Genomic DNA, 14,197 nt, shown 5'->3' on the forward strand with positions numbered 1-14,197 from the left:
TAATGTCAGCCACTGACAGTTGACAAACGAGTTCACTAGTCGGTAACTGTCACGTCACTCGGAGCACAGGCCGGGTGGAGAAGAGGGTTCATGGAGACGGCGGAGGCGACGGCGGCGGAACGCCCGGGGCTGCGCGAACGGAAGAAGCAGCGCACCCACGACGCGCTGCTGCGGGCCGCCCTGGAACTGTTCACGACCCAGGGGTACGAGGCGACGACGGTCGACGAGATCGCCGAGGCCGTGGACGTCTCGCAGCGCACCTTCTTCCGCTACTTCGCCGGCAAGGAGGAGGCCGCCCTCGCGATCATCGACCTCACCCACGAGCACTTCGTCGCGGCGCTGCGGGCCCGGCCCGCGCACGAGGCCCCGCTGGAGGCCCTGCGCAACGCCGTCCTGGAGGGCTGGGACGCCATGGGCGAGGCCGTCGCGCAGATCGTCCCCGTCGACCTCTATCTGCGCAGCTATGGGATGATCGAGTCGACGCCCGCACTGCTCGCCGCCCATCTGCGCCGCGCGGACGAGGTGGCCCGCGAGATCGAGGCGATCGTCGCCGAGCGCGAGGGACTCGACGTCCGCGCCGACCCCCGGCCGCGGGTGGCGGTGGCCGTCTTCGCCGGGGTGATGCGCGTCACCGAACGCCTGTGGGCCATGGGCGGCGACCTCAGCATGGAGGCGATGCGGGAGTTGACCGCCGCTCACCTCGACGCCCTACGGCCCTCACTCGCCGAGAAGTGGCGAAGCGGCTGAAATACCCTCATAGCACCACCGCTGGGACGTTCTTTGCGCACCACGTGGAACAGGTGCGCTCGAAACGTGATCCCTCTCACTCGGTTAACGCGAGACCCTTCCGTTCTCTTAGTGTGTCCTTTCAGTGACTTCCTTCGACTCCTCCCCGCAACTGAACGTCTGGCGCGCACTGCTGGCGCTGGCCGTCGTTTTCGTCATGCTGGCGACCACCGGCTGGACGGCGATCCGCAGTCATCGAGGGGAGTCGCCGTTGCAGGCGTCGCTCTCCGCGTGGCGGCACGGACACCTCGACGGGCGTGAGCTGCCCGACGCGGAGTCGTCCCCGCACCGGCTGGCCGCCTTCTTCGCCTCGCTCGACGACCGGCAGCAGCGACGGCTCGCCCACCGCTACCCGCTCGCGGTCGGCAACATGAACGGCGCCCCCGTCGAGCTGCGCTACCGCGCCAACCGCATCGCGCTCCGGCAGCAGAGCAAGCGCGAACGGGCCCGCACGCACGACGAACGGCTCTCCACGACCGGCCAGTACGAGGCGACCCGGCGCATGCACCGCTATGTCTCGCTGGCGGACGAGGACCGGCAGATCCTCGCCTTCGACCCCGCCGGCTCCGGCCGGGTCGCCGAGGTCTTCGGCGACCTCGACAAGGCGGAGCGCGTCTCGGTCGTCGTCCCCGGCGTCGACACCGACATCCTCAACTTCCAGCGCACCAACCGCCGGTACTCGGCGCCCGTCGGCATGGCCGAGGCGCTGTACCGGGCGGAGCGCACGGCGAGCAGCCGGACGCGTACCGCCGTGATCGCCTGGGCCGACTACACCGCGCCCGACGGCCTCGGCCTCGACTCGGCCACCGCGCTCCGCGCCGAGCAGGGTGCGATCCGGCTGAACACGCTGGTCAGGGCGCTGCCCGGCGGGTCCACCGTCGCTCTGGTGTGCCACAGCTACGGCTCGGTGGTGTGCGGGGTCGCCGCGCGCTCCCTGCCGTCGCGGGTGACGGACATCGCGGTCGCCGGCAGCCCCGGCATGCGGACCGAGAAGGTCTCCGCGCTGCGCACGGCGGCCCGGGTGTGGGCCATGCGGGACGCCGACGACTGGGTCCAGGACGTGCCGTACCTGGAGGTCGGCGGGCTCGGCCACGGCACCGACCCGATGTCGGCGGAGTTCGGGGCGCGCCTGCTGTCGGCGTCCAACGCCGAGGGGCACAGCGGCTACTTCGAGCCCGGGACCGTGAGCCTGTACAACTTCGCGGAGATCGGGATCGGCGCCTACCACTTGGTGGAGTGCGCGCGGAAGAACGACGGGTGCCGGGCGGGTCTGCCGGACGCCACCGCCGCCTGACGCGCGTAGAGGCCGTAAAAGTGCGGTTCGCCATGGGTCGGGACTTCACCGCCCCGTCCGCATACGATGAGCCGCATGGGTGACGTACTGGCCGGATTTCATGCCGCCTGGGAGTTCGAGTCCGACTCCGTGCTCATCCGCTTCGAACGGGGGATTCGAACACCGAAACTGTTCCAGGCGCTCGGTGAGCGGCGCGTCCCCCTGGAGGCGATCGCGGGGGTGACGCTCACACCGGGCAAGCGGGGCACCGTCGTCCTGCGGGCCGTGCCGCGGCCGGGCGCCGACCCGCTGATGGAGGCGGCGGCGGAGCAGCTGAAGGAGGGCTCCGACCCGTACCGGCTGGTGCTGCCGGCCGAGCGGGAGACCCTCGCCGAGTACTACGCGGACGAACTGCGGGCCCGGCTGAACGGGTCGGGGCCGGCCGAGCGGTTCCTGGTGGCGGCGCCGGAGGTGCCGTTGCAGTTCAAGGCGTACGACGGGAAGGCGTCGTTCGACGGGCGGTCGGTGTCGTTCCGGTGGTCCTGGACGGGTGCCTCCTCGGCGAAGTGGAAGGCCGGGGACCAGAGTTTTCCGGTGAGCGAGCTGAGCGGCGTCGAGTGGCGGTCGCCGGAGGTCTTCGAGGGGTATCTGCGGCTGCTTCGGCGGGACACCGCCGGTGAGCGCCCGCCCCAGGCGGACCATGATCCGGCCGCCGTGGTGTTCGGGCTGGGGTACGGGCCGGTCCACGAGTCGCTGCCGTTCGCCGCGGCGGTCCTGGCGGCGGCGCGGTCCACGGGCGCCGGGGCCCTGGCTCCGGTCGCGGCCGGGCCCCGACGGGACCCGGCCGACATCGCCGACCGGATCCGGCACCTCGGGGAGCTGCACGAGGCGGGGCTGGTCACCGACGAGGAGTTCAGCGCGAAGAAGGCGGAACTCCTCGCGGAACTGTGAGGCCCGGACTCCTCCCCGGACTCCTCGCGGAACTATGAGGCCCGGACTCCTCCCTGCCTCGTACGCCCTGCCTGTTGCTGCTGCCTTTCACTCCCTGCCTGTCACTCCCTGCCTGTTGCTCCCGCCCTGCTACTCCCTGCCTGCCGACGTGAACCTCATGTCCGCGTAGCGGTCGCCCGCCACCTCGGCCGCTATCGGCTCCAGTACGGCCAGGTCCGCCTCGGTCAGGGCGAGCCTCGTGGCCGCGGCGTTCTCCTCGACCCGGCCCGGCTTGCGGGTGCCCGGGATGGGGACGACCGGGAGGCCGTGCACGGACGCCTGGTGGTGGACCCAGGCGAGGGCCACCTGGCCGAGGGAGGCGCCGTGGGCTTCGGCGACCTGGCGGATCGGGTCCAGGAGGGCCGCGTTCGCGGCGGCGTTGTCGCCGGTGAAGCGGGGCTGGTGGCGGCGGAAGTCGTCGGCGGTGAGGTCCTCGGCCTTGGCGAAGGAACCGGTGAGGAAGCCCCGGCCGAGCGGGGAGTACGCCACGAGCGCCACGTCGAGGTCGCGGGCCGCGGGGACCACGGTGGCCTCGATGTCCCGGCTGAAGAGGGACCACTCGGACTGGAGGGCGGCGATGGGGTGCACGGCGTGCGCGGCACGGAGTTCCCCGGCCGTGACCTCGCTGAGCCCCAGGTGCTTCACCTTGCCCTCGCGGACCAGTTCGGCCATGACGCCGACGGTCTCCTCGATGGGGACGTCCACGTCCCGGCGGTGCATGTAGTAGAGGTCGATCGCCTCGACGTCGAGCCGGCGCAGACTGCCCTCGACGGACTCGCGGATGTGCGGGGCGTCGTTGCGGATGATCCGCCTGGTCGGGTCGTCCGGGTGCACGGCCAGGCCGAACTTCGTGGCGATGACGACGTCGTCGCGGTGCGCCTTGAGGAACGGGGAGAGGAACCTCTCGTTCTCGCCCGCGCCGTAGGCGTGGGCCGTGTCGTAGAGGGTGACGCCCAGTTCCAGCGCCCGCTCCAGGGTGGCCCGGGACTCCGCCGCGTCCGAGGGGCCGTACGCGAAGCTCATGCCCATGCAGCCGAGGCCCTGTACGCCGACCTCGGGGCCGTTCGCTCCCAGTCGTGCCTTCGGGATCGCGTCGTGCGCGCCGTTCACGCCGTTCGAGCCGTTCACGCCGTTCGTCATGAAGCCCTCTCCGACGCCAGGGCCTGCCCGGCGTCCGCGTAGAAATTGATCTTCCGGTCGAGCACGGCCAGGGTGTCCTGGAGCTCGGCGATCCGGGACAGGACGTCGTCCCGGGTCGACTTGAGCAGGTCGAAGCGCTCGGCGTAGGTGTGGTCGCCCTCGCGCACCAGCTCCGCGTACCGGACCATGTCGGCGACCGGCATCCCGGTGAGCCGGAGCTTGCCGACGAGGTCGAGCCAGTCGAGGTCGCGGTTGCGGTAGCGGCGCTGGCCGGTGTGCGAGCGGTCGATGTGCGGCATCAGGCCGATCCGCTCGTACCAGCGCAGGGTGTGCGCCGTCAGACCGGTGAGGGTGACGACCTCGCTGATCGTGTACTTGTCCTGCCCGTCCGGCCGCCGGGGCTGCCGCGGCGGTCCGGCACAACTGTCGGCACTGGCAGTGCTGGTGGTACTCGTGGTCTCCATCACCGTCATGCCCACCACGCTAAAACCTTGGAGTGTGCTCCAAGCAAGCGAATGCGGTGAGAAAACATGAGGACGTGACAGGAGCCCGCTGGCTAGCGTGCGGGGCATGGGTCTCGTACGGCGTGCCACGGACGGGGACGCGGCGGAAGTGCTCCGACTGCGTCAGGTGATGATCGACTCCTTGGCCGGGACGCCCGGCGCCACGGACTGGCACGCCGCGGCGCTGCCCACCCTGACCTCCGAACTCGCCGACCACGGCGGCAGGTTCGCCGCGTTCGTCGTCGACCTCCCCGAACGGCCGGGCACATTGGCCGCGCTGGCGGCGGGGACGCTGGAGTACCGGATCGGGCGGACCGGCAATCCGCACGGGCTGATCGGGTACGTCTTCAGCGTCGCCACGGACCCGGGCGCCCGCCGCCGGGGGTACGCCCGCGCATGCGTGGAGGAGCTCCTGGACTGGTTCCGGGAACGAGGCGCCGGGTATGTCATGCTCACCGCATCACCGGACGCGGAACCGCTGTACGCGTCCCTCGGGTTCACCCGGGACACGGACCCTCGATGCGTCTGCTCCTCGGGCCCGCATAGGCTCGTCGTATGTCCTTGCAGAGCCTCTCCCTGATCGAGAACTGGCCGGTCCCCACGGCCGCCGCGGCCGCCGTCCGGGCGGACGGCACCGTCCTCGGGTCGCACGGCCCCACCGGGCACCGTTTCCCGCTGGCCTCGGTCACCAAGCCGCTCGCCGCGTACGCGGTGCTCGTCGCGTACGAGGAGGGGGCGATCGAGCTGGACGAACCGGCCGGGCCCGCGGGGGCGACCGTACGGCATCTGCTGGCGCACACCTCGGGGCTGGCCTTCGACGAGCACCGGGCGATGTCGGCGCCCGGGGAGCGGCGGCTGTACTCCAACGCCGGGTTCGAGGTGCTCGGCGACCATGTGGCGAAGGCGACGGACATCCCGTTCGCCGAGTATCTGCGGCAGGCGGTCCTCGCGCCGCTGGGGATGACCGCCACCACGCTCGACGGGTCACCGGCCAAGGACGGCGTGTCCACCGTCGACGACCTCGTCCGGTTCGCGGCCGAGGTGCAGGCGCCCCGGCTGCTCGACTCGCGGACGGTCGCCGAGGCGATGACCGTGCAGTACCCCGGCACGAAGGGCGTGCTCCCGGGCTACGGGCACCAGAACCCCAACGACTGGGGGCTCGGTTTCGAGATCCGGGACTCCAAGTCACCGCACTGGACCGGGACGACGTCCTCGCCGGGCACGTTCGGCCACTTCGGCCAGTCGGGCACGTTCCTGTGGATCGACCCGACGGCGGGTCTCGCCTGCGTCGCCCTGACGGACCGCGCGTTCGGGCCGTGGGCGCTCGAGGCGTGGACGCCGTTCACGGACGCGGTGCTCGCCGAGGCGGGGCGAGCCGCCTGAACCCCGGTCGCTCGGACCGCCGGTGGGCGACCACCGGCAAGGCGACGCGGTTCAGTCGCCGAGTTCCCAGACGAGCACCTCGACCGGGGCGGTGACCGCGACCAGCTCCAGCCCCTTCTCCTCTTCCACCCGCACCGAGTCGCCGGCCCCCAGCTCATGGGGGCCGAGCCGGACCGTGCCGTGGACGATGTGGACGTATGTGCGGGGGGCGTCCGGGACGGCGGTGCGCTCGGTCGGGGTGGTCAGGCGGCGGACGTGGAGCATGGCGCCGGCCTCGGAAACCGCGTACGGGGTGGAGTCGGCGATGCCGCGGACGATCTCGTAGGCGGGGTCGCCGCCGGGGGCCGTCGGGGCCAGCCACATCTGTACGAAGGTCAGCGGCTCGGTGCCGTCGTTGCGTTCCACGTGCCGGACGCCGCCCGCCGAGCTGAGCCGCTGGACGTCGCCGGGGCGGACCACCGTCTCGTGGCCGGTGGTGTCGCGATGGGTCAGCTCGCCCTCGACGACCCAGGTGACGATCTCGGTGTGGCTGTGCGGGTGCTCGTCGAACCCGGCGCCCGGTGCGAGCCGCTCCTCGTTGCACGCGATCATCGCCCCGAACCGGAGATTGTCCGGGTCGTAGTGCGCCCCGAACGAGAACGCGTGCCGGGAGACGATCCCGGCCTCCGCATCACCGCCGGGGTAGCGCGTACCGGCGCGTCTGACGTCCATCACGTACTCCACGGTAGCGACCCGCGCCGCATGTCGGGCCGTGGATGAGGCACTCTTGGTCCCGTGCCCGAACCAGAAGCCAGCAAGTCCGAGACCGCACCGTACGTCCACGCGCACTCCGCGACGTTGAAGCGGCTGGAGAAGTCGTCCGGAAGCCTCGCCGCGCAGGCCATCGCGCGGATGGACGAGACGCTGCCCTGGTACCGGGCGATGCCGCCCGAGAACCGGTCGTGGATCGGACTGGTCGCCCAGGCGGGTATCGCGGCGTTCACGGAGTGGTTCCGGCACCCCGACGCCCCCCAGGCGATCTCGACGGACGTGTTCGGGACCGCGCCGCGCGAACTGACCCGGGCGATCACGCTCCGCCAGACCGTCGAGATGGTGCGCACGACCATCGAGGTCATGGAGTCCGCGATCGACGAGGTCGCGGCCCCCGGCGACGAGAGCGTGCTGCGCGAGGCGCTGCTCGTGTACGCGCGGGAGATCGCGTTCGCCACCGCCCAGGTGTACGCGCAGGCCGCCGAGGCCCGGGGCGCGTGGGACGCCCGCCTGGAGTCCCTGGTCGTGAACGCGGTGCTCAGCGGCGAGGCCGACGAGGGCGCGGTGAGCCGGGCCGCCGCCCTCGGCTGGAACTCGCCGGAGCATGTGTGCGTGGTCCTCGGCACGGCCCCCGACGGTGACAGCGAGCTGACCGTGGAGGCCATCCGCCGGGCGGCCCGGCACGCCAAGCTCCAGGTGCTCACGGGTGTGCTCGGCGACCGGCTCGTGGTGATCGCGGGCGGCAACAACGACCCCTTGCAGGTGGCGAAGTCGCTGATCGGCCCGTATGCGGCGGGCCCGGTCGTGGCGGGGCCGATCGTGCCCGACCTGCTGGCCGCGACCAGGTCCGCGCAGGCGGCGGCCGCAGGCCTCAAGGCCTGTTCCGCCTGGCAGGACGCGCCCCGCCCCGTGCTGGCGGACGACCTGCTTCCGGAGCGCGCGATCGCCGGCGACCCCAACGCGCGCGAGCAGTTGGTGGAGGAGATCTACAGACCACTGGAGGAGGCCGGCTCCGCGCTCCTGGAGACGCTCAGCGTCTATCTCGAACAGGCGTCCAGTCTGGAGGGCGCGGCGCGGATGCTGTTCGTCCACCCCAACACCGTGCGCTACCGGCTTCGACGTGTGACTGACGTCACCGGCTGGTCGCCCTCCGATGTACGCTCTGCGTTCACGTTGCGGATCGCGTTGATCCTGGGGCGTCTGGTCGATGGGGATCACCAGCTCTAGGGTTTTGTCGAAGGGCTACAAAAGGCCCTGCTGTTCTTCGTCCCTGTCCTCACGGGCGGCTTCGGCCGTCCCCAAGAGAGAGTGTGAGAGTGCTCGTACTCGTCGCTCCCGGCCAGGGCGCCCAGACGCCTGGCTTCCTGAACCCTTGGCTCGAACTCCCCGGTGCCGCCGACCGCCTCGCCGCGTGGTCGGACGCCATCGGACTCGACCTCGCCCACTACGGGACGCAGGCCGACGCCGACGACATCCGGGACACCGCCGTCGCCCAGCCGCTGCTGGTCGCCGCCGGTCTGCTGTCCGCCACCGCCCTCGGGGACGTCCTTCCCGGTGCGGTCGCGGGCCACAGCGTCGGTGAGATCACCGCCGCCGCCTTCGCCGGTGTCCTCGACGACACGGCCGCGCTGACCCTCGTGCGCAAGCGGGGTCTGGCCATGGCCGAGGCCGCCGCGATCACCGAGACCGGTATGTCCGCGCTGCTCGGCGGCGACCCGGCGACGACCGTGCCGCACCTGGAGAAGCTGGGGCTGACCCCGGCGAACATGAACGGCGCGGGTCAGATCGTGGCCGCGGGCACCCTGGAGCAGCTGGCCGCCCTGGCGGAGGACAAGCCCGAGGGCGTCCGCAAGGTCGTGGCGCTCAAGGTCGCCGGCGCCTTCCACACGCACCACATGGGCCCGGCCGTGGACGCGCTCGCCAAGGCCGCCGAGGCCCTGACGCCCGCGGACCCGACCGTCACCTATGTCTCCAACAAGGACGGCAAGACCGTCGCGACCGGCGCCGAGGTGCTGGAGCGGCTGGTCGGACAGGTCGCCAACCCGGTCCGCTGGGACCTGTGCATGGAGACCTTCAAGGAGCTGGGCGTGACCGGCCTGATCGAGGTCTGCCCCGGCGGTACTCTCACCGGTCTCGCCAAGCGCGCGCTGCCTGGCGTACGGACGGTGGCCCTCAAGACTCCCGGCGACCTCGACGCCGCTCGTGAGCTCATCGCCGAGACATCGACACCTGCCGCTGACGCGGCGGGCGCCTGAGACCTTAGGAGCCAGACAGAAATGTCGAAGATCAGGCCGAGCAAGGGCGCCCCGTACGCACGCATCCTCGGCGTCGGCGGCTACCGCCCGGTCCGAGTGGTGCCCAACGACGTGATCCTGGAGCGGATCGACTCCTCCGACGAGTGGATCCGCTCCCGCTCCGGCATCGAGACCCGGCACTGGGCGAACGACGAGGAGACCGTCGCCGCCATGTCGATCGAGGCGTCCGGCAAGGCCATCGCGGACGCCGGCATCACCGCCGAGCAGATCGGCGCCGTGGTCGTCTCCACCGTCTCGCACTTCAGCCAGACCCCGGCCGTGGCCACGGAGATCGCCGACAAGCTCGGCACGGCGAAGGCCGCCGCCTTCGACATCTCGGCCGGCTGCGCGGGCTTCGGTTACGGCCTGACCCTCGCCAAGGGCATGGTCGTCGAGGGCTCCGCGGAGTACGTCCTCGTCATCGGCGTGGAGCGGCTGTCGGACCTCACCGACCTGGAGGACCGGGCCACCGCGTTCCTCTTCGGTGACGGCGCCGGCGCGGTCGTCGTCGGCCCCTCCCAGGAGCCGCACATCGGCCCCACGGTCTGGGGCTCCGAGGGCGACAAGGCCGGAACGATCAAGCAGACGGTGCCGTGGGACGAGTACCGGATCGGTGACGTCGCCCAGCTCCCGCTGGACAGCGAGGGCAACGTCAAGTTCCCCGCGATCACCCAGGAAGGCCAGGCGGTGTTCCGCTGGGCCGTGTTCGAGATGGCGAAGGTCGCTCAGCAGGCGCTGGACGCGGCCGGGATCAGCCCGGACGACCTGGACGTCTTCATCCCTCACCAGGCCAACGAGCGGATCATCGACTCGATGGTGAAGACACTCAAGCTGCCGGAACACGTCACGGTCGCCCGTGATGTGCGCACCACCGGCAACACCTCGGCCGCCTCGATCCCGCTCGCGATGGAGCGGCTCCTGGCGACCGGAGAGGCGAAGAGCGGCGACACCGCGCTCGTCATCGGCTTCGGGGCGGGTCTCGTGTACGCAGCGACGGTCGTTACCCTCCCCTAGGCAACCGTTCCGGATCTTGTGGTCCGGCGCGGTACAGCAACACCTGCCGCTGACGCGGCGGACGCCCACCCTCTGGATATCTACGAAGGAGCGCCTGACATGGCCGCCACTCAGGAAGAGATCGTCGCCGGTCTCGCCGACATCGTGAACGAGATCGCCGGCATCCCGGTCGAGGACGTCCAGCTGGACAAGTCCTTCACCGACGACCTGGACGTCGACTCCCTGTCCATGGTCGAGGTCGTCGTCGCCGCCGAAGAGCGCTTCGACGTCAAGATCCCGGACGACGACGTCAAGAACCTCAAGACCGTCGGCGACGCGACCGACTACATCCTCAAGCACCAGGCCTGATCCACCGGGACCGGGACCGGCCGTCCGGCCGCCCGGTCCCGGGCATCGGTCCGCATGCCCCGCCACCCGGCGGTGGCGCCGCTGAATCCTCGTAACCGTTGGAGAACATTCCCGTGAGTTCGACCAATCGCACCGTGGTCGTCACCGGTATCGGCGCAACCACACCGCTGGGTGGCGACGCGACTTCCACCTGGGAGGGGCTGGTGGCCGGCAAGTCCGGTGTCCGCCCCCTGGAGCAGGACTGGGCCGCCGACCAGGCGGTCCGTATCGCGGCGCAGATCGCCGTCGAGCCGACCGAGGTCATCCCCCGGCCGCAGGCCCGCAAGCTGGACCGTTCGGCGCAGTTCGCGCTGATCGCGGCCAAGGAGGCGTGGGCCGACGCCGGTTTCACCGAGACCTCCGCCGACGACGGCACCGTCGACGCCGACCGGGTCGGCGCGGTCATCGCCTCCGGCATCGGTGGCGTGACGACGCTGCTCGACCAGTACGACGTGCTGAAGGACAAGGGCGTACGCCGTGTGTCCCCGCACACCGTGCCCATGCTGATGCCGAACGGCCCGTCCGCCAACGTCGGTCTGTACGTGGGGGCCCGTGCCGGTGTGCACACCCCCGTGTCCGCCTGCGCGTCGGGCGCCGAGGCCATCGGCTACGCCATCGAGATGATCCGCACCGGCCGCGCCGACATCGTGGTCGCCGGTGGCACCGAGGCGGCGATCCACCCGCTGCCCATCGCCGCGTTCGGCAACATGATGGCGATGTCCAAGAACAACGAGAACCCGCAGGCCGCGTCGCGCCCGTACGACACCGCCCGTGACGGCTTCGTCCTCGGTGAGGGCGCCGGCGTCGTGGTCCTGGAGTCCGCGGAGCACGCCGCCGCCCGTGGCGCCCGGGTGTACGCCGAGGCGGTCGGGCAGGGCATCTCCGCCGACGGCCACGACATCGTGCAGCCCGAGCCGGAGGGGCGGGGCATCGCCGCCGCCCTGGAGCACCTGCTGGAGCGCACCGACCTGGACCCGGCGGAGATCGTCCACGTCAACGCGCACGCGACGTCGACGCCGGCCGGTGACATCGCCGAACTGAAGGCGCTGCGCAAGGTGTTCGGCGACGACACCGACCACATGGCCGTCTCCGGTACGAAGTCCATGACCGGGCATCTGCTGGGTGGCGCCGGTGGTGTGGAGACCGTCGCGACGGTGCTCGCGCTGTACCACCGGGTGGCCCCGCCGACGATCAACGTCGACGACCTGGACCCGGAGGCCGAGGCCAACGCGGACGTGGTGCGCGGTGAGGCCCGCAAGCTGCCCGTGGAGGGCCGGATCGCCGCGCTGAACGACTCGTTCGGCTTCGGTGGGCACAACGTGGTGCTGGCGTTCAGGACGATCTGACACCGGCTTCGCATGACGATGGCCCGGACTCTGGGAAGAGTTCGGGCCATTCGCCGTTGTGGGAAGAGTCCGGATTGTTCGCCGTTGATGGACCGCGTTTCGGCCAGGTGCGGGCCGTCCGGGGCTGGTCGCTCAGTGCCCCGCGCCCCCTTTCGGGACCGGTGCCGCGGCCCGGCTCTGTCTACACGACCTGATGGAGCCAGCGGACCGGGGCGCCCTCTCCCGCGTATCTGAAGGGCTCCAGTTCGTCGTCCCACGGCTTGCCGAGGAGCTTGGCGATCTCCGCCTCCAGGTCCGTCTCCCCGCCGCGGGATCTCGTCAGGGCCGCGCGCAGGCGGTCCTCCGGGATGAGGATGTCGCCGTGGATGCCGGTGACCGCGTGGAAGATGCCCAGGTCGGGGGTGCAGCTGTAGCGCTCGCCCTCGGCGGTGGGGCAGGGCTCGGCGGTGACCTCGAAGCGGAGCAGGTGCCAGCCGCGGAGCGCGGAGGCGAGCTGGGAGGCGGTACCGGCCCGGCCCTGCCAGGAGAACTCCGAGCGCCAGGTGCCCGGCGCGGCCGGCTGGCGGATCCAGTCGAGGTTCACCCGGGTGCCCAGGACGCCCGCGACGGCCCACTCGACGTGCGGGCACAGCGCACGCGGCGCGGAGTGCACGTACAGAACTCCACGTGTCGTCACCGGGGCCTCCACAGAGCGGGACGTCTTGCAGTTTGACGGATCGGCAGTGGCCGAGCGGCCACGGGCCGAGGCTACCGTGCGGCGGGGCGGGGAGTGTGACGTACCGTCGGAGCCGGCGCCGGGAAGCAGCGCGGTTTCACCCGGCGGGACGCGTGTCCGACCCTTCGGTTGGGCCATCGGGGGTGGACCCCCGGAAGAACTCGGCCATCTGAGGAGACGTCCGGAATGGCTGGATCAGTTGCGTCGTCCGCCACATCCGTCCCGGCCGCCGTCCGTGTCGGGAACCCTCGCGCGTTGGGAAGGGTGGGAACTTGCATGGGGATGACCGAAGAGGGGACCAGGGGATGCGGAAGCGACGCCACCGTTCGAGGGCGGTGTCCGGTGCCGTGCTGGCGGCGGCGCTGCTGGCGGTGACCGGCTGCGACGCCACCGGCGGCAGCTCCCCCGGCCCCGAGGGCACCGGCACGAAGGCCCGGCCCTCCGCGTCGCCGACCCCCGCCTGGGACAGCACCCCGCGCTCGCTGGTGGCCGTCGGGGACTCCATCACCCGTGGCTTCGACGCGTGCTCGGTGCTGTCGGACTGCCCCGAGGTGTCATGGGCGACCGGCAGCGACGCTTCCGTGGACAGTCTCGCCGTACGGCTGCTCGGCCGGACCGGAGCGGCCGAGCGCAGCTGGAACTACGCGGTCACCGGGGCCCGGATGGCCGACCTGCCGAACCAGGTGGCGCGGGCGGTCACCCGGAAGCCGGAGCTGGTCACGGTCATGATGGGCGCGAACGACGCGTGCCGGGCGACCGCCGACGAGATGACCCCCGTCGCGGACTTCCGCGCGGACTTCGAGGACGCGATGGACACGTTGCGCGACAGCCTGCCCAAGGCGCAGGTGTTCGTGACGAGCGTGCCCGATCTGAAGCGGCTGTGGTCCGAGGGCCGGACGAACCCGCTCGGCAAGCAGGTGTGGAAGCTCGGCATCTGCCCGTCCATGCTGGCCGACCCGGATGTCCTGACCACGGCGGCGACGGAGCGGCGGGAGGCCGTCCAGGACCGTGTGGAGGCGTACAACGACGTGCTGCGGGACGTGTGCGCCGAGGACCGGCACTGCCGGTACGACGGGGACGCGGTCTTCGACTACCGCTTCGGGCAGGCCCAGCTCAGCCAGTGGGACTGGTTCCACCCCAGCGTGGACGGCCAGGCACGGCTGGCGGAGATCGCCTACCGGATCGTCAGCCGGAAGGGGTAGTGACCCAGGGCCTGCTGGGGTTCTCGGATCTCGGGACGCGGAGGCCGTCGAGGGCGGGGTGCGGCTGTCGCGGGTGAGCCCCGACGGGGAGCAGGGCTTCCCCGGGCGGCTGGAGGTGGCCGTCGCGTACACGCTGGACGACGACGGCGGGGCGCCGCGGATCGCGTACGAGGCGGTGACCGACGCGCCGGCCGTGGTGAACCTGACCAACCACGCGTCCTGGAACCTCGCCGGCGCGCACTCGGGGAACGCGGGCGGGCACGAGCTGCGGATCGACGCGGCGCAAGTGACCTGCACTTCCCCGACTCGCCGAACCGGCCGCGGTTCCCGAGTACGGAACTGCGGCCGGGCGACGTGTACCGGTCGGAGACGGTCTACGGGTTCGGGGTGCGCCCTTAGGGGCCCTTTGGCCCT

Annotated in this window: 15 protein-coding genes and 1 pseudogene; 12 read left to right on the plus strand and 4 right to left on the minus strand. The window is 71.5% G+C overall.

Annotated elements, in window-relative coordinates:
- Window positions 1-90 precede the first annotated feature (90 nt).
- From M8J73_RS09375 to M8J73_RS09385, 3 genes are all read left to right on the plus strand, one after another.
- Window positions 91-747, plus strand: a complete 657-nt coding sequence (locus M8J73_RS09375; RefSeq protein WP_055539658.1) for a TetR family transcriptional regulator — start codon at window positions 91-93, stop codon at window positions 745-747.
- A gap of 124 nt (window positions 748-871) precedes the next feature.
- Window positions 872-2,080, plus strand: coding sequence for an alpha/beta hydrolase (locus M8J73_RS09380; protein ID WP_055539657.1), 1,209 nt, complete (start codon window positions 872-874; stop codon window positions 2,078-2,080).
- A 75-nt stretch (window positions 2,081-2,155) separates the two neighbouring features.
- Window positions 2,156-3,010, plus strand: a complete 855-nt coding sequence (locus M8J73_RS09385; protein WP_055539656.1) for a DUF4429 domain-containing protein — start codon at window positions 2,156-2,158, stop codon at window positions 3,008-3,010.
- A gap of 129 nt (window positions 3,011-3,139) precedes the next feature.
- On the opposite strand, the gene M8J73_RS09390 is transcribed toward M8J73_RS09385, so the two are convergent.
- A complete protein-coding gene (locus tag M8J73_RS09390) occupies window positions 3,140-4,189 on the minus strand; it encodes an aldo/keto reductase (protein WP_055539655.1) in 1,050 nt (349 codons plus the stop codon).
- Window positions 4,186-4,662, minus strand: coding sequence for a MerR family transcriptional regulator (locus M8J73_RS09395; RefSeq protein WP_055539661.1), 477 nt, complete (start codon window positions 4,660-4,662; stop codon window positions 4,186-4,188). Before M8J73_RS09395 ends, M8J73_RS09390 begins: the two co-directional genes overlap by 4 nt.
- 97 nt (window positions 4,663-4,759) lie before the next feature.
- Between M8J73_RS09395 and M8J73_RS09400 the strand changes: the two genes are divergently transcribed.
- Window positions 4,760-5,272, plus strand: coding sequence for a GNAT family N-acetyltransferase (locus tag M8J73_RS09400; RefSeq protein WP_079054934.1), 513 nt, complete (start codon window positions 4,760-4,762; stop codon window positions 5,270-5,272).
- The gene (locus M8J73_RS09405; RefSeq protein WP_055539654.1) at window positions 5,248-6,075 is read left to right on the plus strand and encodes a serine hydrolase domain-containing protein; all 828 of its coding nucleotides are present in this window, start codon (window positions 5,248-5,250) and stop codon (window positions 6,073-6,075) included. Before M8J73_RS09400 ends, M8J73_RS09405 begins: the two co-directional genes overlap by 25 nt.
- Before the next feature lie 51 nt (window positions 6,076-6,126).
- On the opposite strand, the gene M8J73_RS09410 is transcribed toward M8J73_RS09405, so the two are convergent.
- A complete protein-coding gene (locus M8J73_RS09410) occupies window positions 6,127-6,786 on the minus strand; it encodes a pirin family protein (protein WP_107424001.1) in 660 nt (219 codons plus the stop codon).
- 63 nt (window positions 6,787-6,849) lie between these two features.
- Between M8J73_RS09410 and fasR the strand changes: the two genes are divergently transcribed.
- The 5 genes from fasR to M8J73_RS09435 all read left to right on the plus strand — a co-directional run bounded on the left by fasR (window position 6,850) and on the right by M8J73_RS09435 (window position 11,866).
- Window positions 6,850-8,052, plus strand: coding sequence for a fatty acid biosynthesis transcriptional regulator FasR (gene fasR / locus M8J73_RS09415; RefSeq protein ID WP_055520196.1), 1,203 nt, complete (start codon window positions 6,850-6,852; stop codon window positions 8,050-8,052).
- An 89-nt stretch (window positions 8,053-8,141) separates the two neighbouring features.
- On the plus strand, window positions 8,142-9,080 hold the full coding sequence (locus M8J73_RS09420; protein WP_055539653.1) for an ACP S-malonyltransferase: 939 nt from the start codon (window positions 8,142-8,144) through the stop codon (window positions 9,078-9,080).
- Window positions 9,081-9,101: 21 nt separating this feature from the next.
- Window positions 9,102-10,133 carry a ketoacyl-ACP synthase III gene (locus M8J73_RS09425; protein WP_055539652.1) on the plus strand — a complete coding sequence of 344 codons (1,032 nt, stop codon included), beginning with the start codon at window positions 9,102-9,104 and terminating at the stop codon, window positions 10,131-10,133.
- A gap of 99 nt (window positions 10,134-10,232) precedes the next feature.
- Window positions 10,233-10,481: an acyl carrier protein gene (locus M8J73_RS09430; RefSeq protein ID WP_007381745.1), complete on the plus strand. Its 249-nt coding sequence runs from the start codon at window positions 10,233-10,235 to the stop codon at window positions 10,479-10,481.
- Between the two features lie 113 nt (window positions 10,482-10,594).
- Window positions 10,595-11,866 (plus strand): beta-ketoacyl-[acyl-carrier-protein] synthase family protein, encoded by a 1,272-nt coding sequence (locus M8J73_RS09435; protein ID WP_055539651.1) that lies wholly within the window; start codon window positions 10,595-10,597, stop codon window positions 11,864-11,866.
- Window positions 11,867-12,047: 181 nt separating this feature from the next.
- On the opposite strand, the gene M8J73_RS09440 is transcribed toward M8J73_RS09435, so the two are convergent.
- A complete protein-coding gene (locus tag M8J73_RS09440) occupies window positions 12,048-12,542 on the minus strand; it encodes a DUF3145 domain-containing protein (RefSeq protein ID WP_055539650.1) in 495 nt (164 codons plus the stop codon).
- A 344-nt stretch (window positions 12,543-12,886) separates the two neighbouring features.
- On the opposite strand from M8J73_RS09440, the gene M8J73_RS09445 reads away from it, so the two are divergent.
- Window positions 12,887-13,783: an SGNH/GDSL hydrolase family protein gene (locus M8J73_RS09445; RefSeq protein WP_055539649.1), complete on the plus strand. Its 897-nt coding sequence runs from the start codon at window positions 12,887-12,889 to the stop codon at window positions 13,781-13,783.
- A gap of 34 nt (window positions 13,784-13,817) precedes the next feature.
- Window positions 13,818-14,182: pseudogene (locus tag M8J73_RS09450) on the plus strand (aldose epimerase family protein); the annotation flags it as partial.
- Between the last annotated feature and the right edge of the window lie 15 nt (window positions 14,183-14,197).

The sequence above is a fragment of the Streptomyces neyagawaensis genome (genome assembly GCF_023516595.1).
GTDB lineage: Bacteria > Actinomycetota > Actinomycetes > Streptomycetales > Streptomycetaceae > Streptomyces > Streptomyces neyagawaensis.

Bases quoted from the DNA above. Each gene is read 5' to 3' on its own strand.
- M8J73_RS09375 (WP_055539658.1), top strand. From the start codon at position 91: ATGGAGACGGCGGAGGCGACGGCGGCGGAACGCCCGGGGCTGCGCGAA.
- M8J73_RS09385 (WP_055539656.1), top strand. From the start codon at position 2,156: ATGGGTGACGTACTGGCCGGATTTCATGCCGCCTGGGAGTTCGAGTCC.
- M8J73_RS09390 (WP_055539655.1), bottom strand. From the start codon at position 4,189: ATGACGAACGGCGTGAACGGCTCGAACGGCGTGAACGGCGCGCACGAC.
- M8J73_RS09395 (WP_055539661.1), bottom strand. From the start codon at position 4,662: ATGACGGTGATGGAGACCACGAGTACCACCAGCACTGCCAGTGCCGAC.
- M8J73_RS09400 (WP_079054934.1), top strand. From the start codon at position 4,760: ATGGGTCTCGTACGGCGTGCCACGGACGGGGACGCGGCGGAAGTGCTC.
- M8J73_RS09405 (WP_055539654.1), top strand. From the start codon at position 5,248: ATGTCCTTGCAGAGCCTCTCCCTGATCGAGAACTGGCCGGTCCCCACG.
- M8J73_RS09410 (WP_107424001.1), bottom strand. From the start codon at position 6,786: ATGGACGTCAGACGCGCCGGTACGCGCTACCCCGGCGGTGATGCGGAG.
- M8J73_RS09425 (WP_055539652.1), top strand. From the start codon at position 9,102: ATGTCGAAGATCAGGCCGAGCAAGGGCGCCCCGTACGCACGCATCCTC.
- M8J73_RS09430 (WP_007381745.1), top strand. From the start codon at position 10,233: ATGGCCGCCACTCAGGAAGAGATCGTCGCCGGTCTCGCCGACATCGTG.
- M8J73_RS09445 (WP_055539649.1), top strand. From the start codon at position 12,887: ATGCGGAAGCGACGCCACCGTTCGAGGGCGGTGTCCGGTGCCGTGCTG.